Consider the following 23,639-nt stretch of genomic DNA (forward strand, 5'->3'; position numbering starts at 1 on the left):
AAAATAATTAAAAAAACTTAATTATTGACACTGTCCTAAAAAGTGTGTAAGTTTAAAAATAACGGGGTTTGACTTTTTTTAAAAATTTCGATTGCTTTTGTAAATCCTCCATTAAATGTATTTTGATCATAAATATGTAACATCATATCTACTTTTGGCATCCATACTCTACCTAATTCAATTGCTTTAGCAATCGGCATAGCAGGAAAAATGTGTAATGGAGTTGTTTCTCCATACTCCATCTTTATTTGATTAAATAACTGTCTGACTGTTAAACTAAAATCTTCTAATTGTTTCTTGCTTTTTAAATAATCATTAAACGGGTTATCAATTGTGAGAGTATAAATATCACATTCATTCCCTAAAAGATTAGTGATTCTATCATTAGTAATAGTCCCACTTAAAGAAATATTTAAGGCAACTGTTTTACTTTTAGTAGTTGGTTTGATTACTTTATACTTGATCTCAGTTTTATCATCATCTAAATTCCAAGTATCGGGGTAGCGTACCTTATGATGAATTCTACAATTATAAATATCATTTACCAACGTACCTAATCTAACCAATAAAGGAATTGGGGCAAATGCAAAAATCGAAAGATGTTTAATTTCTCCTTTAGTAAAATTCTGGAAAAGCTTTCTATTGAATTGTGCTTCTAAATTAGCTAATTCGGTCGCCCAGAAAATTACGTCTCTATCTCTTTGAATACTGTTGGACAAACTCAAATCGATACAATCCGACATAGCAGGAAAATAATCTGGTTGTAAATACTGACTAACAGTTTGGTAACTTATTTCGGGTGTAAAATTACCAACATTTGCTTTGTAAGTAAGAATATGACTTTGCATGTTTGATGCAATAGCAGTAACACGCTCAATACGATCTTCATGCTCCTTTTTCATTTCCAACAACACTGATTCCTGATGTTTTTGCACATCTACTACATCAATAAGACGATGATGAGCAGAACATAAAAGCATTAGATTTGATAAATCTTTAGCTAAAAGTGGTGACCGTTTTAAATCACCTCTAGGACCTCCAGGCACATCAGCAATTATATGAGCTATATAAGATTGATTAAAATCACGTTTTGTAACTATGTCCTTATACAAAGAGACATTACAACCTCTATATTGACATCTGCCTCCAGATTTTATAAGCAGCTGATTTTTTATTGATGCTGGTATTTGTGTTTTACTCATTTCCTTTCTGAACTAATTTATAATTTCTCTTTACATAATAATAACTAGCAAAATTCATTATCTAAACATTGTAATTATTTGTTTTTCAATCTTATTGAACATTTACAATAAATTCATTACTTCGTGCTACACAAACTCCATCTTTAATTATAAAGCATTCAATCCAATGCATTCCTGTATATTCAGAATACTCTTTTTGATTTAGGCCACCTTTTCCAGCAGTTTTAGAATGATATATACCTCCTCTCAGGCCTTCTCTTGTTTTAGCTTCATCTCCTGTATTAACCACTTGCCAAAATACATCATAAGGTTTAGGAACATTTGAGCTAGCTACAAAAAATATTTCACAATGTTTAGGCACAATTACATTTGGAGTAATTGATTTCATCTGTTTCCCTCGCTTAAAACTTCCATAAATTTCAATATTATATTTTAGACTTAGCTTCCAATATGGCCGGGCTCTATGGCTAACTTCAAACATTTTTCTATCAAATGTTGCTGGTAAATAACTTTCTGTTATATATGAAACCGCATTAGCTTTTCTAAACGCCTCATTAACTGCATTTGTACCTAAAATTGTTTTTAATAATTTATAAATCTGGGTAAAATCGGCATTTCTTAATAGTTCAAAATCCGATTGAGCTTTGCTAAGCCATATATCAAAATTCTCTTCCTTTGCAGTAGAATTCACCCACTTATCTGCAAAGTTTTCTTCATCGTTAACAGGATTTCTAACCCATGCTATTTGTTTTCCATGTTTTATAGAATATTCATACTGGATGTGTTTACGCATAGAAGATAGAATATTTAGTAATGCATCAGTTATATTTTCTTCTTGCTTATATGACTTTGCAGCAAGTGTAGTTATGATAATTGAAATTGGTTTGTCCTCATTACTACCAAACATTATATCTCTATGACGTTTTAATATTTGTATGACTCTCTGTAAAGGAGATTTTTCCCGTTCATATTTAGGCAAGGGCTTTACACTTTCACTTAAGTTTAAGGACCTCGCGTAAGATGTTTTCTTTTTTTCATTGAACCAAGCTGCATATCCAAAAGGGTTACTAGGCATCCAATTTTGTGTATTGGTATCACTGTAATAGTTATCTAAAGTATTATCAGTAATTCTAATTGCAATATTTTTAATTTCTTGGTTTGTAAGGTTGCTGTATGATTTTTCAAGCAGTGTAAAATGATTTTGATCTACAACTGACGGTAAAATATCTAAATGGAATTTTGTATCTTCAGCATAATCAATCCTCCAGCATCTTTTTCCTTCTTTTTTACATAACATTTGTTTATATCGAGCATCTTCCTCTATTTGTTTTTTAACCTCTTGCTTTAAGTGATATTGTGCCCAATAATCATGTTTACCTGTCAGTCTGCATACAATATCGACATCTAATTCATCATCGGACATGATTGGTTTTATCATTGTACCTAGTAAAAAAGAACCTTGAGGCATCACACTTGGACGAAATTTCTTAAGTAATGATGTATCCTTACAAAGATGATCACCGACTGCTTTATATCTATCCTCAACTAATTTATATTGAGCCTCCGTTATGTCTAGAGCAACTCCAATCTCAACTAATATATTGTTTTTTACACCCTCTTGAGTTATTACCATATTTGATTTTTATGTTCGTTTATTGTAATTTATTTAATTTATACTTTTCTAATTTCTACAATTTTTAACAGTAATAATTTTTATTAGCCATTTCAAAAAGAAATGAATTCTTCGAAATATTCCTTGGAAACTTTTAAAATTAATACAGTAAAAAATAATTAAAAAACGGTTTTCCATAATTGATACTGATTTTTTAATTTTAAATATGAATTAAGTTTATTTTTTTGAATGTCAAGCAAGTATTTATACCTAATTTAAACCACAAATGAGATATTTCACTGAATGCCACATTATCTAACATTAAGATTTATCACGATAACTAATCAAATCAATATGTGGAAGACTACCTAAACTGTAACTACTGCTTTTCAGTTGTTTAACGACTTCATCTCTTGGAATTCCAAATTTATCAGAAATGTAATGATAATGTGGTTGTCCATTTTTCCAAGATTCTTTCCCTTTTAAACTATCATATGTCAAAAGCAAACAATGCCATTCATTTCCTTTATCGAGGAATTTTGAAACGATTACTTTTCTTTGTTCAATTGCTTGCTTAAGTTGTCCATCTGTAAGTGGGGTATCTCCAATTTTATGAACTACATCTTTTTTTATTTCAACAAGAGCAGGCATTTTTGATTCATCTAGACCTTTATGATTATGCTCTCCCCTATATTGACTAAAAGAATATCCAAAGTTAATTTTTGCTTTAAATAGAAACGCAAGTAACTGATCTGGATTTATTGATTGATTTTTTAATAATTTAACTTGTTCTTTTTTTGTCTTAGATATTAAGAGCGATATAAAATTTTCTGGTATCTTAGTTTTTAAAATTTCATTAAGTTCCTCATCCCATTTTTTAACTGCTTCTTTCATCAGAGTTTGTTCGATAAATTCAATGGGAAATGGAAACGGAGGATCTTTAAGTAATACTATCTCTTTCATCATTGCGAAATTACTTGCTACGATAGCAGTGGAATAATGCTCTATGGGATTTACAAATTCAAAATCGAATGTTTCAAAAATAGAATATTCACCATTCCCATCATCTTCTTTTATTTTTCGATGTCTTATCATGTTTATAATCTTTAAAGGTTAACTTCGACTCAATGATAGAGCAGATATAAATAATTTAGCTTCTTAATTCTTTCTTTTCAAGTTAATACTTGTTCTCCATTTTTAAATACGATTTTCTTAATGATGGATCAAAACTACAAATGCTGTACGCAGTTATTCTGCGTAGTTAATAAAAATTATTACTTACAAATTTCTCTTCCATATATTGATAAGCCAAATCGCTGATTAAATTTCAGAATGCAAGAATATAGCTTCATGTAATATATAAATCTCGCATTTTGTATCATCAAGATCACTTAAATGAAGAGACCCTCATAGAGTTCGAACCATAAGAACCAATTCAATTATAATATATATCATTTTTAATATCAATTCTTCAGATCTTAAAAAGGCATTTCATAAATTTAATAAAATTAATATTTTATGATTTATGGAAGTAAAGGAACTAACAAGGAAAGAATTATTTGATTTGGTCTGGTCAACATCTCTTGTCAAACTTACAGTACAGTATGCTTATTCAAACGAGGGTTTGAAAAACATCTGTAAAGAATTTGAAATTCCAATGCCTGATGTTGGATATTGGACGAAATTGAAATTCAAGAAAGAGGTAGAAAAGCCTACGTTGAATTCACTTTTCCAAGGAGAAGACAAAATCATTTTAGCTTTAAGACAAGATAAAAATCTTGTTAACATAGATAAATCCCCAATAACTACTAGAACAAAAGAAATCATAAGTGAATCTAAATCTCCATTGATTGTTGCTGAAAAATTAGGCAAACCGGATATTTTAATTCAAAATACCAAGTTATTTTTCGATAAAAAGAAAAATGACGGATATTTTATGGACGAAAAGATTGACATGATATCAATTTATGTTGAAAAGAATAACTTCAATAGAGCTCTAAGAATAATGGACACATTTATAAAACTTCTTAGATATCGAGGTCATTCCTTTAGAAGAGATAGAAATAATAGAGGACCACGTATTGTAGTAAATGATGTTGAGTTTCACTTCCAAATAAGAGAAAAGAATAAAAGAATACCTTCAGATAAACCATACAGTTCATCTACTTTCATTCCTACAGGTATTTTAATAATCAAAATTGGAGAAAGCTTTCACGCTAAAGAATGGAATGATGGTACTTTAAAGTTAGAAAATCAATTAGCCAAAATAGTTGCCACAATTGAACTAGAAGCAGACAAAGAATTGGTATGGAGAGAAGAATGCAGAATAAATCGTTTAAAAAGAGAAGAGGAGGAAAAATTAAGGATTGAATTTCAGAAGAAAAGAGAAAATGAACTTAAGAAAACCAAACAACTATTTAACGATGCTATTTTTTACAACAATGCAAAAATAGTGAGGGAGTATTTAAATGATATAGAAGTTACTGCTGTAAAAAACAATCAACTTACAAATGAATTACAAGGCTGGCTAAATTGGGCTATTGACAAAACAGATTGGTTCGATCCATTGACAAAAAAAGAAGATTCTCTTCTAAATAATTCCGACAAGGAAGAATTAATCTCAATTAAAAAAAATGACACTTCCTTTTATAGGTATTAAGCCCTAATTAATATTTTTTCCAGAACTGATAAAACTTAAACAAATAAGACTATATGATATCAATTACAAAATGCAAAAAGATTTTAAACAAAAATGGATTTTCATATACTGATGATGAAATATTCATGATACGAAATGTTCTTTATAAATTTGCAGAGGTAGCACATAACATTAGTCAACGAAAAAAACGCTTTTCTGTTATTCCTACTGAATCAGTAAATAATTATGAGAATATAAATAGTATCCAATTTGCTCCGGAATACCCACTAGTCCCGAAAACTATTAAAAGACTCAAACTAAATTAAATAGTAGAATTTCATGAAGTTTTAAAATAATATTATTAGCTGACGATTTTGTAAAAATCTTCAAAAAACTGGTTAGATAATTGAATGCTTCCCGCTACTAGAATAAGTAAAAGCCTGAGAAATCTAGATTTCTCAGGCTTTTTTGTGGTTCGATAAATCTTGTTTTATTTTTTAAGAATAAAAACTCCCAGTGTTTTCAAGGAAAACTGGTTCAAGTCCCGTTAAGTTAATTCTCTAAAAAAATTAACTTACTAAACTCAAATCCAAAAATAAATCTTTAAAACTGCCATAAAAACTACTAAACTTTTACTAAAGCAGATTCTCCGTCGGTTCAGTCTTTTTAGATGAGTTCTGAGTATCAGATTCTTCCTTTCAATATGATTTGTCCCGAACCGCTTTACCGAATGCAGCTTCTCGTCAATCAGATACCTGTAGTTTTTTAATCTGTCTGTAAATATCTTTTTAGCGTCAGATAATTTTAAAGTTTCCAGAACACGGCTCAGCGTTTTATTGGTTCGTTTTCCAACATTAAAACTCACAACTGTTTTAGAATTCTTTTCCAAGGCATAAACCAGCCAGATGTAATTTTTCTTGTGCCTGATATAAGTGCACAGCTCATCAACTTCATAAGTTTTGCCTTTGCTGATAATTGGCTTGGAAATACCTCTGGCAATAGAAACAATCCTTTTCAATAATGTTGTAGTTGAAATATTTAATATTCTTGCCGTGCTTCTTATTCCTAATCCCTCTTTGGTTAATTGGATAATCTTTTTGTTTGTATTTGATTTATAAGCATTACTAGTGTAATACTCTACTTTAGTTTTGTTACATTTTGAACACTTAAATCGAGCCTTTCCCGATGAAGTAAAACCATGTTTGATGAGTTTTCCTTCACATACATCAGAGTCTTTTTGTCCAAAACACACTTTTGATACACCAAGTTTAATATTATCCATTTTTAAACCATTATTAAGCGTCAAAAATAAAGGGATGAGTACAAATACCCATCCCTTTTAAAATTAATTTTATTTAACATATACTGATTATCAATATGTTTAAATTTTATAAAAGCAAAACCACACAATTGATACACTACCGCATTTTAAGGCTTTTTAAAATATTAAAAACAGAAGAGACGACCTGATGGTCGTCTCTTTTACTATTCAAAAATTACAAATCTTTATTCTCTTTCAGGTAGTTAAATTGCTAATATGTAAAAACACCTAATCTGATACACTACCTATTTGGGGGAATTATCACCAAAAAGATGTTCATGCAATTTGTTTTTATCCATGAGAATGCTTTTTTTCAGAGGTGTCATAATGAAAATATATGCTTCATCTTCAATTTGATAAATTACTATATTAGCATTTAATTTTTTTAGTCCATAATATTCTATTTTACTAAATATTACCTTTGCATCCTGATTATTAATTTTGATCACATATTTACTGAAATTAAGATCAAAGCTTTTTATAGTGTCATTATTTACTTGGTAATTTATCTCATTATCTGAAAAAATATCTATGCTATTAATTTTATAGTCATCTTTAAATATTTCTGGACTCAAATTAACTTCGTATAACCCTTCGTTAATAGTAGAAAAATAGCCCGGTGTTGGATAATTAGTTGATTTATGATTATTGAAAGTACAATTCTTAGATACATTTTTAAGTTTTATTACCATTAATGAATACTTTGATTCAATTTCATATTGTGAAATAATTGAGTCATTCTTTAATATATAGGTGCCTATACATACGTGGTCGTTTTTAAAAGGTAACAAATTTTTAATTTTTATGCTTTTACTTGGAACAAAATTCATTTCGTTCATTAAATTCATTTCTTTTTCAATTAGATTTTTTTTGCAACCTAAAAAAATAAGAAGCAATAATATGACACAGATAATTTTCATATAAAATTTATTTAAAACGAAGTTATTTAATTTCATGTAATTAAAATGCATAAGTATAAATAATTACTGCTGCTTCTTCTACTGTTGTTTCTTCAGCTAATAAAGGCAGTGTTTGTGGTTGTAATAATCCCAGCATAAATTTACCTATGAGCAAAGCAGTATGACCGCCTGGCCTAAAAGCAGCATCAAATCCAGCACTTTTTCCCTTTTGCCCTCTAACGTTATAGTGATAACCTATACCGTCCATACCGAAACTGGTACCTTGTGAAGTATATTTGTCAGATGGCCACATAAATCTTAATCTATTATCTTTAGGTCTAAAATTTAAATTATTTTTTTTAAAGATAAAAATGTTCGAAATTTAAAATCTCATATCACGAACTCTGAAACACTACTGCAATCGTTACTACTAGTATGTTTGAATTAGAACATCAGTTGGAATATTTAGAACTTCGTGTAATTTTCTAATCATTTCAAGAGATAGTTTTCTTTTACGATTTAGGATTTCGCTTGCGCGACTTTTTAGACCTATAATGTTTGCCAAATCATTTTGATTATAGCCCATCTGTTCCATTCTGAATTTTATTGCTTCTATTGGATCTGGCAAGCCAATAGGAAAGAATTCATTTTCATATTGGTCGATTAGAATACCAAGCACTTCAAGTTCATCGCCTTCAGGTGTTCCATTTTTAGCATCAAAAATTATTTCAAGTCTTTCAAGAGCTTGATTATAATCTGTTTCTGTTTTTATAGGTTTAATTTCCATAGCTCTTAAATTTCGTTAGCGTTAATTTTATCATATTCCGAATGCGTTCCAATAAAACGAATCCAAACCATTTGATAATCATAATTTATTTTCACAATCAATCTGTAATTGTTCCCTTTTATATTGAAAACAACACGATTGTCATTCAAAATACTCGCACTTGGGTATTCTTGCTTTATTTCGTTTGGGTTTTTCCATTCAGCTTTACTTGCTTCCTGAAACCAAGACTTCAATTGTTGTTCACAATCGGCATGTAACTCCCAAAAATCTCTCAATATCTTTTTTGCAATTACTCTCAAGTCTCTAAGTTTTGGACAAAGATAACAAAAAAGTTCCCAATATGGGAATTATTTCTGCCATTTTATCTGAACAAAATTTGTCCCAATGATTACTAACTTAGTTAGATGTGTAATAAAACCACACAAAATCATGCAAATTTGGGTAGATATGTGTGATAAATTTCACACATTATTTTAAATTTTTTTTTCACTACAAATTTTCAAAAGGGCTTTTAATTTGATTGATGATTTTTGGCATTTATATAAATGGCTATGCACACAAAGAGCAGAGAAAAAATTAAGATGCGCATGCTAAAATATTGTAATAATCCAAGATAATCTGGTTAGATATTTAAATGCTTCCCGCTACTAAGACACAAAGCTTCAGAGAAATCTGGAGCTTTTTTGTTTTAAGTTAAATCTTAAAAAGTCGGGAGACTTTTATTAGGTTTACAATTTCTAAGAAGAACAAAAAATGCTCAAAGAGTCAGAGAACAAGTTGCATCCTTGTTTGTTTATTAAATGGTTACTTTTACAAAGATATGATTCAGAGACATTTGCGAAGCGCGAGTTAGGAAACACTTTGCGTAGCGGGGGATTACCCAATTGAAAGATTACCCATTAATTTTCTAATTCACTTATTCTCTGTCTTGCTAGATCTCTTAATGAAATTTCGACATATGGCATTTCAAAGATAAAATTAGAGTATTTACTTTTAATAACATTCGAATCTGCAACTATAGAATATTTAGAATCAGATTCCATTGCTTTCAGAGCACTTAAATTAATAACTCTATTAATTATAAAACGTCTAGTAGAAATAGCTTTTCCATATGTAACATAAGCTTTGTTATAATCATAATCTAAATATAAATTATCAAAAGCTCTTGATATTTTATAATCTTTAGAATTTAGGGAATCTATAATTCCTGCTATAGCCATTCCTTGAATAGTATTAGGCAAATCAAACTTTTCAAAAGAATTATTCTTTTTTGTATAAAAAATATTTTCTTCAATTCTTTTTGTCTTACAAGAAATACATATTATAACAATGCTAAAAAAAAAATATTTTTTTCATAATCTAGTTAATTTAAAGTTTTATTGGTTTTTCCTCTGCTCTCCCAAGTCTTCTTTATTCACGCTGCGAATTCTAATGATAAAAAACACTTTATAAAGTAGCTACTGAAGAAGTCTCTTTTTTTAATCTAGCTTTAAAAAATATTTTATATTCTCAATTACAAGCTAAAAAATAAATACTCAATAACCTTAGAGCATTTCTTCTTTATGAATCTCTTCTATTAAAATTTGACTCAAATTTTCGAAATCGGCTGTACCTACAAAAAAAGTTTTTGTCTTATCTTTTGATTTTAAAAGTATGGCATCTCCAAAATTCACATTGTACAACCATCCATGGTTTGTAATTCTAATTCCTAAACCTGTTAACCAATTAACTTTAATCTTTTGAATACTTGCAATATCAATATCTCTGATAGGCATTTCTTTTTTAAAAAAACCAAATCCAAAATATGCTGAAATTTTACTTTCATTCAATGTGATGGTCAGTTTGTGAAAAATGATAAAAATGATAATCAAAAATAAAGCAGGAAAGTACAGATTCGTTTTATCAGTAAGAGGATAAATTACTAGTGAAAAAGTAATTACAAAGATTATTAAAATAGAATACGAGAATTGAACATTTTTGTATTTAAGACCTGGCATGAATAAATTTCTTAAAGAAGTTACTATTTATCTCTTTTATGTAAAGTAGTGGTATTTTGATTTTCATCATCAGCGCTAGCATTTGAAAACGAAAAAGGTAAAATTTTTAATGTATCTAAAATCATTAGATTCAAAAATTTCATTTAGTTACATCTAATATAACAATTAAACATTTTAAGAATAAGATTTTTCGTGTTTTTAATTGGGCTTCTCATCTCTTTGCTCTCCCGATTTAATTTGTATAAAGTCCTCATATTTGGTAAAATACTCCAGTCCTAAAACTAAGAGCAGCGAGCTTGCATTATATACTTTCTGCATTATGATTGCTAAACCTAAATAACCAAAACCAAATAGCGCGAAGAAACAGTAAAAAGTCAATAAGCAGATGATACAGCAGAATTTAAGAAAATGAAGTTTTGACTTTATGATAAATATGGTAATAGTAAATAAACCAAACAATGTTAAAATGATCGATATTGTTCCCAGGTCATGAAAGGGAGTTGCAATTAAGAAAATAAATAATAGGTTGACAGCCCCTATAAATTTTAAAACTTTAGCCCATTGTCTTAAAGGTATTTTTTTTGACATATTGATGAAAAAAATGCCATAACCAATCGAGTGGAATGCCATTCCAATAATTGCCCAAATCCTGCCCGGGTTTTGTGAACCGTTTATCGCTTTTGCTGCGAATAAATTGCTTACAAAATTTTTTGACCAGTCAAAGCCCACAGAATTTTTGTCAAGCAATGAGCCGCCTGGATAAAGTAAGGCTGCGATTACTAGCAAAATCACGGAAATGACCAAACATATCAAAACTGAGTATTTCTTAACCATTTGCTTAATTGTTAAACTTTCCATTTGTCGACTAAATGATGTGTTTTTTGTATCAAGTTATTTTGCAATTACCGCTAACTTATTTATATATGTGATAAAACCTGCTCCCCTGCTCCCTGAAATGTTCCTCGATAACGCTTCGCAATCCTGAAAGCCTTATGAACTAACTTTACGCCATTTCAAACAAATATAAATAAAAATAGAAACCTTATAAAGTCTCTGGCTTTTAAACTAAATTTCTTAGATCCAGTTCCTACAATAAAAAAAAACAAATTAATGATAAGAACTACTCGTAAAAAATCGTGAGCCATTTATCAAATTTGGAATTTCTTAGAAACAAAAAATACGGAAAAGTTCGTATTAGTCATGAGAAATACTTCGTAGAGTGAGAATTTTACCTTTCAACATACAAGCCACATGAAAGGATTTCTACAGTAGTGAGATACTTTTCAAAATGCTAGAAATGAATAGAGGCAAGCTGTCGCTCACCTCTATTTTATTCAATTTCTTTTAATAAACATTCCTTTCAAGCAGTTAAATTTTAATTACATAAAAAAACTCACTTAAACTATCATCTTATTTTTAATTACTACAAGAAACAAAGTTAACTACTCCTGATGAATTTACCGAAACAGTGCTTGCCGATGTTCCACTAACTAATCGATAATAAGTTGACGTAGCCCCCGTCCATTTTGATGAACTACTTTCTGTAGAATCAATATACAATTGTGTCCCTTCTTCAATAATAGAAGAATCCGCATATAAGGTCCTTCCCATGTTTATACCTCCAAAACAAGCATCATTGCCTCCTTTGTCATACAATGCAAAAGCATAGGTTACAACATACTGACTGTCCTTCGAAAAGGAAAATAACGATATTTTTGGCAAAGGTTCACAGTTAGGTGTTTTACCAAAAGAAAATCCAAAAGCGAATAAAGCGATAATTAAAGCTGTTTTTTTCATTTGTTATTTTTTTAAATTAGGCATTCTAAATATAAGAAAATTTATACATAAAAACACATGTATTATATTTTTATCAATTAAAACTGTAAAAACAAGATAAAAACAAAACAAAAATTGATTTTTACAGAGATATACTCAAGAATTATTTGAGATAAAAACTCTTACTAAATCAATTTAGTACTACAAAAAAGCCTCATTAAATTCTCTCAAAAACTTCAATAAAAACTTAATAATTAAGGCTGTGATTTTTAAAACTAATTTTCTTAGAATTTTGTTTCCAAAATATAAAAAGACAATATATGAAGTAACATAAAAGTCAGAAGACTTTTATCAGATTTACAATTTTTAAAAAATAAAGAAATGCCCAAAAGTCTTTTAAACATTTGAGCATTTCTTCATAAAATACTGTTTCAATCAATCCAATTATTACAACTCCGACTTCAAATCTATTTTACCTTTCTGAAGTCCTTTACCCGTTACTTCCAATTGGATGGAGCCTGCAGTTTTGACTGCTTTAACCAGAACCACCAATTTACCGCTGAAAAGCTTCATTTTGTTTTCATGAAATATTTCCAGCGAAGTTGCATCGCCGTTACAAGCGGCTCTGTACGTTGCTGCTCCGGTTACCTTAAATTGTAATTCATTCACTGCTGTTGGACATGGAATTCCATTTTTATCTACAACTGAAACCGTTACGAAAGAGATATCCTCGCCATCGGCCTTGATAATTTTTCTATCAGCTTCAAGAACAATTTTATAGGGATTTCCCGCAGTTTTAACTTCACTTTCGGCAGCTATTTTCCCGTTTGAATCAAATGCTACTACTTTTACCGTTCCTGGCTCATATTTCACATCCATCCACATTAAGCGATAACGGTTTTGTGGAGTAGAATTGTTTTTTTTCTGAATGCCCATACTTTTTCCGTTTATGAAAAGTTCTGCACTGGCATAATTGGTGTAAACAAAAACGGGCGTAATCTCTCCTTCTCTTCCTTTCCAGTTCCAATGTGGTAATATATGAAGTGTTTTATCCTCCTTATTCCATCTGCTTCTATAAAGATAAAAACGGTCTTTTGGAAGTCCTGCTAAATCTGAAATTCCAAAATAGGAACTTCTTGACGGCCATTTTTCATCATAAGGTGTCGGCTCTCCTAAATAATCAAAACCAGTCCATACAAATTCGCCAATAACCCACGGTTTGTCATCCTGAAGCACAAAATCTTCATCAGGGACATTTGACCAGCTGCAAGCTTCAAGATCATAAGATGAACTTTGAAAATCATCGTATTGTTTTTCTTTTTGCTGTACAACAGGAAATTTATAAATTCCTCTTGAACTTACTGTTGACGCTGTTTCTGAACCTAATATAAATCCTTGCGGAAATGATTTATAAGCTTCTTCATAAAGATGCACTCTGTAATTCAGCCCAGGTACATCTAATAAAGATCCAAAACCTGAGGCCATGGTCTGTTTTACCTGATCCATTCCTACTGTTACCGGACGCGTAGGATCTTCTCTATGAAAAACATCCTGTAAAAATTTAGCTCTGGTCAAACCTTCAGCTCCATATTGATCCGGAACTTCGTTTCCTGAACTCCACATAACAATACAAGGATGATTTCGTGTGGCTCTCACTAAATTTACAATGTCTTTTTCTGCATATTCTTCAAAAAAGCGATGGTAACCATTTTGTACTTTTGGCTTTGCCCATTCATCAAAACTTTCAGCAAGAAACATAAATCCCATTTCATCAGCCAATTCAAGCTGTTCAAAAGAAGGCATATTATGAGAACTTCTGATTGCATTACATCCCATATCTTTTAGAATGGTGAGTTGCCTTCTAAGCGCTGCTTTGTTTATTGCAGCACCAAGCGGTCCAAGGTCATGATGAAGACAAACGCCTTTAAATTTTGTCACTTTTCCGTTAAGGCTAAAACCAACATGAGGTTCATACTTAATTGATCTGATACCAAATTTTATGTTTTGTTCGTCTTTTAGGGTTCCGTCAGCTGCGTATAATTTGGTTACTGCTGTATACAAATAGGGCGTTTCAGGACTCCATAAATGAGGTTTCGCAACAGCAATAGTTTGATGAAATTTTCCATCTTTTATTTCTGTATTTTTCTGTGTTGCTACAATAGTATTATCTGCATCTTTTATTTCGGTTATCATTGATACATTACTACTGTTAACCTCAGCTTTAAGATCAACAACAGCGGTATTTTCTTTGATTTCCGGAGTTGTAATAAACGTTCCCCATTGTACAAAGTTTTCTTCTTCTTTTACTACAATACTCACTTTTCTGTATAAACCAGCTCCGGGATACCATCTTGATGAAAACGGCATATTAGTCAATTTTACAGCCAATACATTTTCTGAACCAGCAAGGAGATCATTGGTAATATCGATATAAAAATAGCTGTATCCATAACCCCATTCTCCAACTTTTTTTCCGTTTAAATAAACCTGAGGTTCGCTCATTGCACCCTCAAAAATAAGAATTGCCTTCTTTCCCTTTTTAAACTCGGGAATAGAAAATGTGTTACGATACCAGCCTATACCAATATGCGGAAGCGCACCGGTACGACCTGTTTTTTCGGTAGGAACTTTTTCTCCGTTTTGTTCAATTGCCGCCACTTGTTTATCCCATTCTTTATCAAACGGTCCGTAAATAGCCCAATCGTGCGGTACACTCACTTTTTCCCATTTGGAAGCATCGAAATTTACTGAAGATGCTTCTTCTTTCACTTCTTTAGAAAAACGCCAGTTATCTTTTAAAGTAACAGTAGTGGATTGTGACCTCATTTTTCCAGATGAAAAAACTAGTAGAAATAAGAATACTATTGATTTAAAAATTAATTTCATTTTCGTTTTGTTCTCTTACCATTAAGAAATTAAGCTCTAAAGTTTAAATGACTTAATTTCTTAATGGTAAAATTTAATTGTTTATTTAATTTTTGAAAGCATCCAATGCCGGTGACGGTTTTCCATCAGGAAGCCAAGCATTTAACTGATAATGGCTCCAACTTTTTTCGCCTTGTGGTTCCCAATAAATGACACCTAAACCTTTGTTATCAGGTACACTTTTTACGGCTTTTATAGTGGCTTCAAGCATTTCTTTGGTGTTTTGTTCTAATGTATAATCACCACCAACTTCGACTACCATCACTTCTTTGTTATAGCGGGTGGCCATGTCTTTCAGATTATTTTCTAAATCTAAAATGGTGCTTTGATAATCGGTTTTGATCCAGTACGGATAATACGACAAACCAATTACATCATATTTCACTTTATTTTCAGTGGCTTTATCAAAAAACCATCTGAATTTTTCGCTTTTATTTCCTTCGTCTAAATGAACAATTACTTTAATTTTGGGGTCGATGGCTTTTGTTGCTTCGTATCCTTTATCAAGTAATTTTGCCAACTGCCTAAAATTGTCAGTATGTCCTTCCGGCCAAAGCATGCCGCTTGGAATTTCATTTCCAACCTGAACCCATTCGGGCGTTACTCCTGCTTTTTTCAATAGTTGTAAAACATCATAAGTATGTTGGTAAACATCGGTTAACAATTCCGGAAAAGAATGTTTTGCCCATGCTGCAGGTTTGTTTTGTTTCCCGGGATCTGCCCAGGAATCACTGTAATGAAAATCGATCATGATTCGCATTCCCATTTTTTGCGCGCGAACCGCCATGACAACTGTTTCTTGGGGACTGCAGTGTCCGCTGGCTTTATCATCATTGGGATTTACCCAAACGCGCAAACGAATGGTGTTTATTCCGCGGTCTTTTAATAATTGCAGACAATCTTTTTCAGAACCGTCTGCATCATAAAATTTATAGCCTGTTGCTTCCATTTGTAGCAGCCAGCCTACATCTGCTCCTTTTGAAAAAGAATATTTTTCGCTTGCCATTTTTGATTTACAGGAAGTAAATAAAGCAGCAGTCATCATCAAAAAAGATATAATTTTAAGTGATTTTTTCATGTCTTAGTCTTTACTGAAGGCTTGCATTACCGATAAGGCATTGTTATCAAAACTATATAAAGCCTGATTTTCGAAGGTAGAACCACTTGCAGATTGTGGTCCTTTAAAAGCAACCCATTCTCCGCCCCAATACGCAAATCCTTGTCCAAATTCTGATGTTTTTACGATGTTTTTAAGATCCATAACAAAAGTTCTTTGTCCTGTTGGCGTTGCCGGATATCCAGGCACCAATTGATCATTTGTTCCTACAATATTATTCGTCTGATCATTGTACAATAGGGTAAAAGGATAAGCGGTTTCTGCTATCAGCACTTTTTTACTGAATTTCTTTCCTAAAGCATCAATGGTATTTTTTACTACTGTTAAATCTTTACCGTGCCAGACAGGATAGTATGATAGTCCAATATAATCATAATCAATGCTTTTCATTTTGGTAAAAAACCAATCAGTTGCACCGCCGTCTACACCTGCATAATGAATCATTATTTTCGTGCTTGGTGCTTTACTGCGAACTGTTGCGCTTGCAGCACTTAATAAAGCGATACATTGTTGTTCGTTACTGATTAAATTTCCTTGTGGCCATAATAAACCGCTATTGATTTCATTACCAATCTGAATAATATCAGGCTTGATTTCTGTAATTATTGTAGCGGTATAATCAGCAACTGTTGTTTTTAAATCAGCAAAAGACAATTTTTTCCATTCTTCGGGAATCGTCTGTGTTCCCGGATCGGCCCAATTATCCGAATAGTGAACGGTAAGCCACACTCTTAAACCGGCTTGTCTTGCTTTTTGAGCCAATTGTTTTACTTCACTTAAACCAGAACGCCCATTTACTGGATTTTTCCATAAACGAATTCGCACTGTATTACAACCTGCATTTTTTAGTGTTGTAAGCATTGGTTCGGCTTTGCCATTGCTGTAAAATTTAGTTCCCAAAGATTCTATTTGAGGAAGAAAAGAAACATCTGATGCCCTGATAAAAGTATCAGTTGCATCTGGCGGATTCACCGTTTCTGTGTCTGCAGCATCATTACTGGAGCACGAAAATTGAACCGCAGTGATCGCAAGTAACCCAAGAATTTTTATATATTTTCTCATGGTATGAGTTATAATTAGTAGAGTTTTGACTTTAAAAGTAAGTTCATTTTAATGTAAAGAAGAAGCCTCAAAATAAGCTTATGAGGCTTCTCTTCTTTTTTAATTCAACTTATGGAGTTGCTATAAACATGTAACGTCCATCTATATCATTGAACCAGATTTCATATTTTCCAGCCTCAACGATAATATCTCCGCCATTATCTCCCCAGCTTACATCCCAGGCATTATTAGCTCTAAATTTCATTTTTCCGGCTTTTAAAGTTTGAGTAACTTTCCAGATGTGAGCATCAAAATCAGATTTCACTAAAGGAACATCCATACTCCAACCTGCGTCATCTCCTGTCAATACAGAACCAGTCATGGTAATTGTTGCATAGGTTGTCATTGGTCCTGTATAAGGCTCTATTTTGTAGCTTAGTTCTTCAAGATTAATTTCAAAACTATAATAACCTGAAGCTGTCGTTGGGAAAACACCCGGATCAGGATCGCTTTCTGTTGCTCTGTATTGTACTTTGGCACCATTTGTTCCGTAAGCAGGAGCCCAGAAACCAATTTGCTCAATTAATTTAAAACCATCTTTATTAAAATATCCGGTATAATAAAACTTAGCGTTTTCCTTTGTATCTCTGTAAATTGGCATGTTATTGCTTGTTACGCTCCATCCTGCAGCAGTTCCAGGTCCTACTAAGAACAAATCAATTTTAGGGAATACACCTCTGTAAGGAGTTAATGCAATCGTAATTGGCGTAGAAAGTTTTGGCTCTGAAAGTGTTGTTCCAACTGTTGATTTAATTCTAACATCGATTGTTCCTTCAACATCAGGTGTAAGACCAAGCTCAAGTGCTTTTGCATTAAGCTCTGCCACTGTAATAGATGCATGTGTACTTGTAGAAGTTGTAATATCTATCGGCGCTGCAAATTCAGTATTACTTGCTGCAAACTGTACGGTATAGGTAACAATTGTAGGTGTTCCGTAACTCACTTTTTCCCAAGTAAAAGTCAGGGCAGTATTGTTTGGTGTGTCTTTATTTAAAATAGTCGATGAACCATTATCAGGTGTAATGATTGCAAAAGCCGCTTCCTGAGGCTCTAAGATCATCAAATCTGTTTCGTTTTCACAAGACCAAAGTCCTGTAACTAAAGCAATAGCTATAAAAATTTTATATATGTGTTTCATTTTTTGTATCGTTTATGTTTAAAAAAAAGTTTTAGTAACCCGTGTTTTGAGTCAAATTTCTATTGGCTCCCAATGATCCTTCCGGAATAGGGAAAACGCTCATATAAGAAGGAATAGAGATTCCTTTTGAAGAGTTTCCTTTCCACGCCCAATTGTAAGATCCTCCGGTATATTTTCCAAAACGAATTAAATCTTGTCTTCGGTGTGCTTCCCAGTGTAATTCGCGTGCTCTTTCATCAATTAAAAAATCAAGCGTTAATTCGCTTAAAGCAATGTTTCCAACAGTCGAATTACTATTCGCTCTTTGTCTTAAAGCATTTACATAATTTAATGCCTGAGTAGTTGTTCCGTTCCCGCCTCTTAAAGTCGCTTCTGCATACATTAAGTACACATCGGCTAATCTGAATAATGGAAAATCAGTATCAGCATATGTAGAACTTATTCCGTTAACTCCTGTAGAAGTTTTATTAGAAAATTTAGATAGAATATAGCCTTGGGTTTTTACTCCAATATCCTCAATATCAATAGATCTTTGTTTTGCAGGATCGCCCTGAACGCCTTTTCCTATCGTATTTCTGGTATCCTGACTGAATTTTGTTCCGTCAAATTTTTGAGCAAATTCTTTTCTGATTCTAAGTGCTCCTGTCCAGCCGCCAATTCCAAAATCGGCACCGTTGTTTTCCCAGGCACCAATTTGTCCGTTTGTTAAAACAGTTGTTGCTCCCCAGTTTTGAGAAACTGCTCCATCTGACTGGATTCCGAAAATGATTTCTTCAGAAGTATTGTTATCTGCTTTAAAGTTGTCCAGGTATTTTGGTTTTAAAGTATAACCGCCTGCAATGACTTCATTACACATCGTAATACAATCATCAAAACGATCCGCCTGAATGTATACCTGAGCATTCAAATACATTTTTGCCAAAATCATACGTGCCATAGATTGATCTAAACGTCCGTATTCATTTGTTCTCGCTGCTTTTAAATCTGGTAAAACAGCTTTAAGTTCCGCTTCGACAAAATCAAATAATTGTTTTCTGTTAAATTCAGGTCCATTAAAGTTTATAGGATCATTTTCAGTATACATTGGTGCTTTTCCAAATAAATCCATCATGTTATAATAAGCATATGCTCTTAAAACGCGAACTTCCTGGCGGTAAAGTGCTATATCAGCCAAAGTTGCAGTATTCGTAATGCCTCTTGAACTTAGTTTTTCCGGTGTACTCTGACGTAAAAACTCGTTTGCATAAGAAACAGAAACCATCGTTCTGCTAAACATTCCTAAAATAACAGGGTTTGCGGCTGTCCAGATATTACGTTGCAATTCTGCCGTTCCTCCGTCATTTTCATAACTCCAAACCAATTCGTCCGTAGTTAATTCCTGCAAGTACAATAAACATCTTGTAAACTGGCTTGTTCCTGCATCTACACCTTCAAGCGATGAATTATCAGGACCCAATACTCCCGTTAAAGTTAGATTTCCGTATACTCCTGCAAATGCTTTTTTGTATCCGTCAGGTGTAGAAAATAATACATCAGAAGAGAGAACGTCGTCATCTTCAGAGACTACGTTTAAGTCATCAGTACAAGAATGAAAAACGGTAGTCAATGCTAAAATTGTTATTAAAATATATTTTTTCATCTTTTCGCTATTAAAATTTAAGATTAAGACCAAATAAGATTGATCGTTGTCTTGGATAAATCGTTTTGTCTACACCGTTATTTGTAATTTCAGGGTCTAAACCACTGTATTTTGTAATTACAAAAACGTTCTGAACTCCAGTTGATACTCTTAATGACGCTTTGCTGTTTACCCAGTTATTCAAAGTGTATCCTAATGTAATATTGTCCATTTTTAAGAAAGAGGCATTCTCTATATAAAGATCTGACAAGACAACATTTGAGGTAGTCTGAAAATTAGTTTCTGTTACCTGAGATGGAATATTACTTAAAACTCCTCCGTTTTCCATAGCATCATATTGCGCCCTGCTGGCGTCTACGGCATTAAAAATTCGGTTACCAACACTTGCTCTTAAATTGAACGAAAAATCGAATTTCTTATAATTCATGTTAGATGCAAATCCTAAAGTAAAATCCGGATCAGGATTATTATAAATGTATTTATCTGAATCGTTTTTGATGTTATCGCCATTTAAATCTGCAAAAGCGCCTTCAATTGGTTTTCCTTCGTTATTGTATAATTGTTTGTATACATAATAAGAATAAGGAGTGTAACCCTCTCTGAAAATTTGTCCCGGAGTTCCTGTTCCTGCAATATTGTCTCCTAAAAAGATATCGGTTCCGTTAACCAGATTTTTAATTCTTCTTTCGAATTTGGCCATATTAAAATTCATGTTCCAGTTAAAATTTTCTGTTTTAACTGCATTCGCATTAATCGTAAACTCGACACCTTTTGTGGTAAAGCTACCTACGTTTTGATACACACGATTAGAGAAATTACTACCATCAGATATTGCTGCGTTTACTAATAAATCTTTAGATTCTTTATAATAAACATCAAGTCCGGCAGATAAGCGATTGTCTAAAAAGCCAAAATCAAGACCTGCGTTATAGGATGTTGTTTCTTCCCATTTCAAATTGTTTGTTCTTTTTGAAGGAAGTGCAACCGGAACCGGGCTTTCGCCGAAGTAGTATTCAGAATTTCCTCCGCCAACCTGGTATTTTTGCAGGTATCCGTTTGGCTCAGGAATGTCCTGTTGTCCTGTTATACCCCAGCTTAATCTTAATTTTAAGTCAGATAATGTACTGCTGTCTTTAAAGAAATCTTCTTTGATTTTCCATGCAAAGGCTGCTGATGGAAAATTCCCCCAACGATTGGCTTCTTCAAATCTTGATGAACCATCTCGTCTGTAAGACATCGTTAATAAGTACTTATCTCTAAAATTTAGATTTGTTCTGGCAAAGAATCCTATTAAAACAACATCTGTATCCAGAGTGGTTTCAGGAAAAGTTGATGGCAAATCCGGGTTTAAGACATTACCTGTTTCAAATCTTGAACTTTGAAATTTTTGATACGAATAACCACCAGTAGCTTCAAAATTCAATGCATTAAAAGTCTTGTTATAAACTAAATAAGTATCTAATAATTTATTTTTTCTGGTTGCTTCTGTATATTCATTTGTCCCGTAAGGAACGTTGTTGTTTGATGGAGCAGAACCGGCATCAGCACCAACCAATCTTGTTCTTTCTCCATTCGATTCATCATAACCAACATTTACAACAGCTCTTAAAGCAGGTAAAAAATGAAATTTATAATCTATTTCAAAATTCCCAAAAATTCTGTCATTCGTTCCTCTATCATTGGTATTCAATAATTGCGAAACAGGATTTCTTGCTGCAGTTGATACTAATGGATAATTTCCGTTGGCATCAATTCCGGTAGTATATTCAAAATAACCTCCATAAGGTGCGCCTTCCACTTTTATTGGCTGAGTTGGATCAAAACCAATAGCAGCTCCTTCAACAGCATCTGTAAATCTGTTTTTTTCGTCTGTATAATTGGCCGAAAGCCTTAATTTTAAATGATTGTCAAGAAACGCCGGATTCATTACTAAACCAACCGTGTTTCTTTTGAAAGTGTTTGTCAAACGCAATCCTTGCTGATCTGTATTTCCTAGTGTTAAGCTCGTTGGAATGAGATCGAATAAACTTCCTCTAACAGCTAAACTTTGATCTACCGTTCCGGTGTTTCTGTAAATTGCTTTTTGCCAATCCGTATTTGCAGTTCCCAGTTTACTTAGATCATCGCTTCTTCTGTCTGCAATAACACTTCTAAATTCATCTGCACTAAAAACGTCAACTGTTTTAGTTAATGTACCAGCTGCATATTGAACATTATAATCTACAGATAATCTTTTGCTTCCTTTTTTAGTCGTTATAATAATAACACCATTTGAAGCTCGCGAACCATAAATCGCAGAAGCCGATGCATCTTTTAAAACCGTAATAGATTCTACAGTTGCAGGATTTAATGAGGCTAAAAAGGAAGAAGATCCTGTATTGGTAGTATTATCAAGCGGTAATCCGTCGATAACAATAAGAGGATCATTACTTGCAAAAAGCGAACTTCCTCCTCGAATTCTAATTTGAGAACTAGAACCCGGAGCACCAGTTGAATTTACTGTTAAACCCGCTACTCTACCATTCAGTAGATTTTCTGTTGTAATATTATTTCCTTTGTTAAAGTCTTTGGTCGTAAGTGCAGTAACAGATCCTGTTGCATCTTTCTTTTTAACACTTCCGTAACCGACCTGAACCACTACTTCTTTTAGTAGATTGGTATCTTCTTCAAGATAAACTGTTATGTTTTTTTGTGTACTAACGGGAATCGTTTGAGTGGAATAACCGGTATAAGAAAACGTAATTTGACTATTTGCTTTTACTCCGGATAATTGAAATTTTCCATCGAAGTCAGTAGAAGCACTAATGTTTGCCCCTACTACTTTTATGTTTACTCCTGGTATGGGCTGTCCGGACGCTTTTTCCAGGACAACTCCCCCAATTGTGTTCTGGGCAAAAACACAAAAAGGAAGTAAGAGTAATAAAAGTAAAAATTTGGTTTTAATTATTTTCATACTTTTTAAATTGGGTTGGTTTAAGTTAGTGTTTATTACTATAAGTGTTGGTTACAAAATGATCGAAAGAATATTAGTCTGCTCTTTCTTTTACAATGAGAAAAGGTTTCCCCTATGTCAATTTTAATTGAAATGTTGGTCATGTTTAAATTGTTTTTGGTTAAGATAATTGGTTAGTTTGTTTTCATTGACTTACGCTGAACAAAAAAATAATACACTATTACTCAAACGTTATCGCTTATCAATGCACTCTGCAAATTAAGTACAGAGCGACTTATTAAGACAGGGAAAAAATCATTTATAAAAGGGGACAATTTCGTAAAAGTGTACACACGACACTTTATAAAAGCATATTCCTTAATTTTTTAGATTAAAAAAAATCAAAACATGAATTATTTACCTTTAAAATAATCGATTTAATAATCAGGCAGCCTGTCGTTTTTAATCGGTTTATTCCCAAAAAAAACAATCTTACAAAGTCTCAAATCTTAATTTTTAAACAAGAAAATTCAAAAAATAACGAAATCAGAAACA

The 23,639-nt window shown here is 32.3% G+C and carries 19 protein-coding genes; 1 reads left to right on the forward strand and 18 read right to left on the reverse strand.

Annotated elements, in window-relative coordinates:
• Window positions 1-35: 35 nt before the first annotated feature.
• From Q7C23_RS04350 to Q7C23_RS04360, 3 genes are all read right to left on the reverse strand, one after another.
• Window positions 36-1,202, reverse strand: a complete 1,167-nt coding sequence (locus Q7C23_RS04350) for an SAVED domain-containing protein (protein WP_375031352.1) — start codon at window positions 1,200-1,202, stop codon at window positions 36-38.
• A gap of 91 nt (window positions 1,203-1,293) precedes the next feature.
• Complete coding sequence (locus tag Q7C23_RS04355; protein WP_375031353.1) at window positions 1,294-2,835, reverse strand: nucleotidyltransferase; 1,542 nt, start codon at window positions 2,833-2,835, stop codon at window positions 1,294-1,296.
• A gap of 300 nt (window positions 2,836-3,135) precedes the next feature.
• Entirely contained in the window at window positions 3,136-3,909 is a 774-nt protein-coding gene (locus Q7C23_RS04360) for a hypothetical protein (RefSeq protein ID WP_375031354.1), read from the reverse strand.
• A 430-nt stretch (window positions 3,910-4,339) separates the two neighbouring features.
• Between Q7C23_RS04360 and Q7C23_RS04365 the strand changes: the two genes are divergently transcribed.
• Complete coding sequence (locus Q7C23_RS04365) at window positions 4,340-5,473, forward strand: hypothetical protein (RefSeq protein ID WP_375031355.1); 1,134 nt, start codon at window positions 4,340-4,342, stop codon at window positions 5,471-5,473.
• 562 nt (window positions 5,474-6,035) lie between these two features.
• Here the strand turns inward: Q7C23_RS04365 and Q7C23_RS04370 are convergent.
• The 15 genes from Q7C23_RS04370 to Q7C23_RS04440 all read right to left on the reverse strand — a co-directional run bounded on the left by Q7C23_RS04370 (window position 6,036) and on the right by Q7C23_RS04440 (window position 23,105).
• The gene (locus Q7C23_RS04370; RefSeq protein WP_375031356.1) at window positions 6,036-6,734 is read right to left on the reverse strand and encodes an IS1 family transposase; all 699 of its coding nucleotides are present in this window, start codon (window positions 6,732-6,734) and stop codon (window positions 6,036-6,038) included.
• A gap of 284 nt (window positions 6,735-7,018) precedes the next feature.
• Window positions 7,019-7,693 (reverse strand): hypothetical protein, encoded by a 675-nt coding sequence (locus tag Q7C23_RS04375; RefSeq protein ID WP_375031357.1) that lies wholly within the window; start codon window positions 7,691-7,693, stop codon window positions 7,019-7,021.
• Window positions 7,694-7,733: 40 nt separating this feature from the next.
• Complete coding sequence (locus Q7C23_RS04380) at window positions 7,734-7,985, reverse strand: hypothetical protein (protein ID WP_375031358.1); 252 nt, start codon at window positions 7,983-7,985, stop codon at window positions 7,734-7,736.
• Between the two features lie 117 nt (window positions 7,986-8,102).
• Entirely contained in the window at window positions 8,103-8,459 is a 357-nt protein-coding gene (locus tag Q7C23_RS04385; protein ID WP_375031359.1) for a type II toxin-antitoxin system HigA family antitoxin, read from the reverse strand.
• Window positions 8,460-8,464: 5 nt separating this feature from the next.
• Window positions 8,465-8,758, reverse strand: a complete 294-nt coding sequence (locus Q7C23_RS04390; protein ID WP_375031360.1) for a type II toxin-antitoxin system HigB family toxin — start codon at window positions 8,756-8,758, stop codon at window positions 8,465-8,467.
• Between the two features lie 600 nt (window positions 8,759-9,358).
• Entirely contained in the window at window positions 9,359-9,679 is a 321-nt protein-coding gene (locus Q7C23_RS04395; RefSeq protein WP_375031361.1) for a hypothetical protein, read from the reverse strand.
• A 324-nt stretch (window positions 9,680-10,003) separates the two neighbouring features.
• A complete protein-coding gene (locus Q7C23_RS04400) occupies window positions 10,004-10,288 on the reverse strand; it encodes a hypothetical protein (RefSeq protein WP_375031363.1) in 285 nt (94 codons plus the stop codon).
• 366 nt (window positions 10,289-10,654) lie between these two features.
• Complete coding sequence (locus Q7C23_RS04405; RefSeq protein ID WP_375031364.1) at window positions 10,655-11,290, reverse strand: hypothetical protein; 636 nt, start codon at window positions 11,288-11,290, stop codon at window positions 10,655-10,657.
• A 582-nt stretch (window positions 11,291-11,872) separates the two neighbouring features.
• Window positions 11,873-12,253, reverse strand: a complete 381-nt coding sequence (locus tag Q7C23_RS04410) for a hypothetical protein (protein WP_375031365.1) — start codon at window positions 12,251-12,253, stop codon at window positions 11,873-11,875.
• Window positions 12,254-12,679: 426 nt separating this feature from the next.
• On the reverse strand, window positions 12,680-15,118 hold the full coding sequence (locus Q7C23_RS04415) for a DUF4982 domain-containing protein (protein WP_375031366.1): 2,439 nt from the start codon (window positions 15,116-15,118) through the stop codon (window positions 12,680-12,682).
• An 85-nt stretch (window positions 15,119-15,203) separates the two neighbouring features.
• Window positions 15,204-16,235 (reverse strand): arabinogalactan endo-beta-1,4-galactanase, encoded by a 1,032-nt coding sequence (locus tag Q7C23_RS04420; RefSeq protein WP_375031367.1) that lies wholly within the window; start codon window positions 16,233-16,235, stop codon window positions 15,204-15,206.
• Between the two features lie 3 nt (window positions 16,236-16,238).
• On the reverse strand, window positions 16,239-17,336 hold the full coding sequence (locus Q7C23_RS04425) for an arabinogalactan endo-beta-1,4-galactanase (protein WP_375031368.1): 1,098 nt from the start codon (window positions 17,334-17,336) through the stop codon (window positions 16,239-16,241).
• A gap of 109 nt (window positions 17,337-17,445) precedes the next feature.
• A complete protein-coding gene (locus Q7C23_RS04430; protein WP_375031369.1) occupies window positions 17,446-18,513 on the reverse strand; it encodes a SusE domain-containing protein in 1,068 nt (355 codons plus the stop codon).
• A gap of 31 nt (window positions 18,514-18,544) precedes the next feature.
• Window positions 18,545-20,152, reverse strand: coding sequence for a RagB/SusD family nutrient uptake outer membrane protein (locus Q7C23_RS04435; protein ID WP_375031370.1), 1,608 nt, complete (start codon window positions 20,150-20,152; stop codon window positions 18,545-18,547).
• A gap of 10 nt (window positions 20,153-20,162) precedes the next feature.
• Window positions 20,163-23,105 carry a SusC/RagA family TonB-linked outer membrane protein gene (locus Q7C23_RS04440; RefSeq protein WP_375031371.1) on the reverse strand — a complete coding sequence of 981 codons (2,943 nt, stop codon included), beginning with the start codon at window positions 23,103-23,105 and terminating at the stop codon, window positions 20,163-20,165.
• Window positions 23,106-23,639: the final 534 nt, after the last annotated feature.

This window comes from Flavobacterium sp. LAR06, from assembly GCF_041946075.1.
In the GTDB taxonomy this organism is placed as follows: domain Bacteria; phylum Bacteroidota; class Bacteroidia; order Flavobacteriales; family Flavobacteriaceae; genus Flavobacterium.

What these genes read in the sequence shown, in the direction of transcription:
- Q7C23_RS04350 (WP_375031352.1), bottom strand. Translation starts at nt 1,202, where the DNA reads ATGAGTAAAACACAAATACCAGCATCAATAAAAAATCAGCTGCTTATA.
- Q7C23_RS04355 (WP_375031353.1), bottom strand. Translation starts at nt 2,835, where the DNA reads ATGGTAATAACTCAAGAGGGTGTAAAAAACAATATATTAGTTGAGATT.
- Q7C23_RS04360 (WP_375031354.1), bottom strand. Translation starts at nt 3,909, where the DNA reads ATGATAAGACATCGAAAAATAAAAGAAGATGATGGGAATGGTGAATAT.
- Q7C23_RS04365 (WP_375031355.1), top strand. Translation starts at nt 4,340, where the DNA reads ATGGAAGTAAAGGAACTAACAAGGAAAGAATTATTTGATTTGGTCTGG.
- Q7C23_RS04370 (WP_375031356.1), bottom strand. Translation starts at nt 6,734, where the DNA reads ATGGATAATATTAAACTTGGTGTATCAAAAGTGTGTTTTGGACAAAAA.
- Q7C23_RS04375 (WP_375031357.1), bottom strand. Translation starts at nt 7,693, where the DNA reads ATGAAAATTATCTGTGTCATATTATTGCTTCTTATTTTTTTAGGTTGC.
- Q7C23_RS04380 (WP_375031358.1), bottom strand. Translation starts at nt 7,985, where the DNA reads ATGTGGCCATCTGACAAATATACTTCACAAGGTACCAGTTTCGGTATG.
- Q7C23_RS04385 (WP_375031359.1), bottom strand. Translation starts at nt 8,459, where the DNA reads ATGGAAATTAAACCTATAAAAACAGAAACAGATTATAATCAAGCTCTT.
- Q7C23_RS04395 (WP_375031361.1), bottom strand. Translation starts at nt 9,679, where the DNA reads ATGGCTATAGCAGGAATTATAGATTCCCTAAATTCTAAAGATTATAAA.
- Q7C23_RS04405 (WP_375031364.1), bottom strand. Translation starts at nt 11,290, where the DNA reads ATGGTTAAGAAATACTCAGTTTTGATATGTTTGGTCATTTCCGTGATT.
- Q7C23_RS04410 (WP_375031365.1), bottom strand. Translation starts at nt 12,253, where the DNA reads ATGAAAAAAACAGCTTTAATTATCGCTTTATTCGCTTTTGGATTTTCT.
- Q7C23_RS04415 (WP_375031366.1), bottom strand. Translation starts at nt 15,118, where the DNA reads ATGAAATTAATTTTTAAATCAATAGTATTCTTATTTCTACTAGTTTTT.
- Q7C23_RS04420 (WP_375031367.1), bottom strand. Translation starts at nt 16,235, where the DNA reads ATGAAAAAATCACTTAAAATTATATCTTTTTTGATGATGACTGCTGCT.
- Q7C23_RS04425 (WP_375031368.1), bottom strand. Translation starts at nt 17,336, where the DNA reads ATGAGAAAATATATAAAAATTCTTGGGTTACTTGCGATCACTGCGGTT.
- Q7C23_RS04430 (WP_375031369.1), bottom strand. Translation starts at nt 18,513, where the DNA reads ATGAAACACATATATAAAATTTTTATAGCTATTGCTTTAGTTACAGGA.
- Q7C23_RS04435 (WP_375031370.1), bottom strand. Translation starts at nt 20,152, where the DNA reads ATGAAAAAATATATTTTAATAACAATTTTAGCATTGACTACCGTTTTT.
- Q7C23_RS04440 (WP_375031371.1), bottom strand. Translation starts at nt 23,105, where the DNA reads ATGAAAATAATTAAAACCAAATTTTTACTTTTATTACTCTTACTTCCT.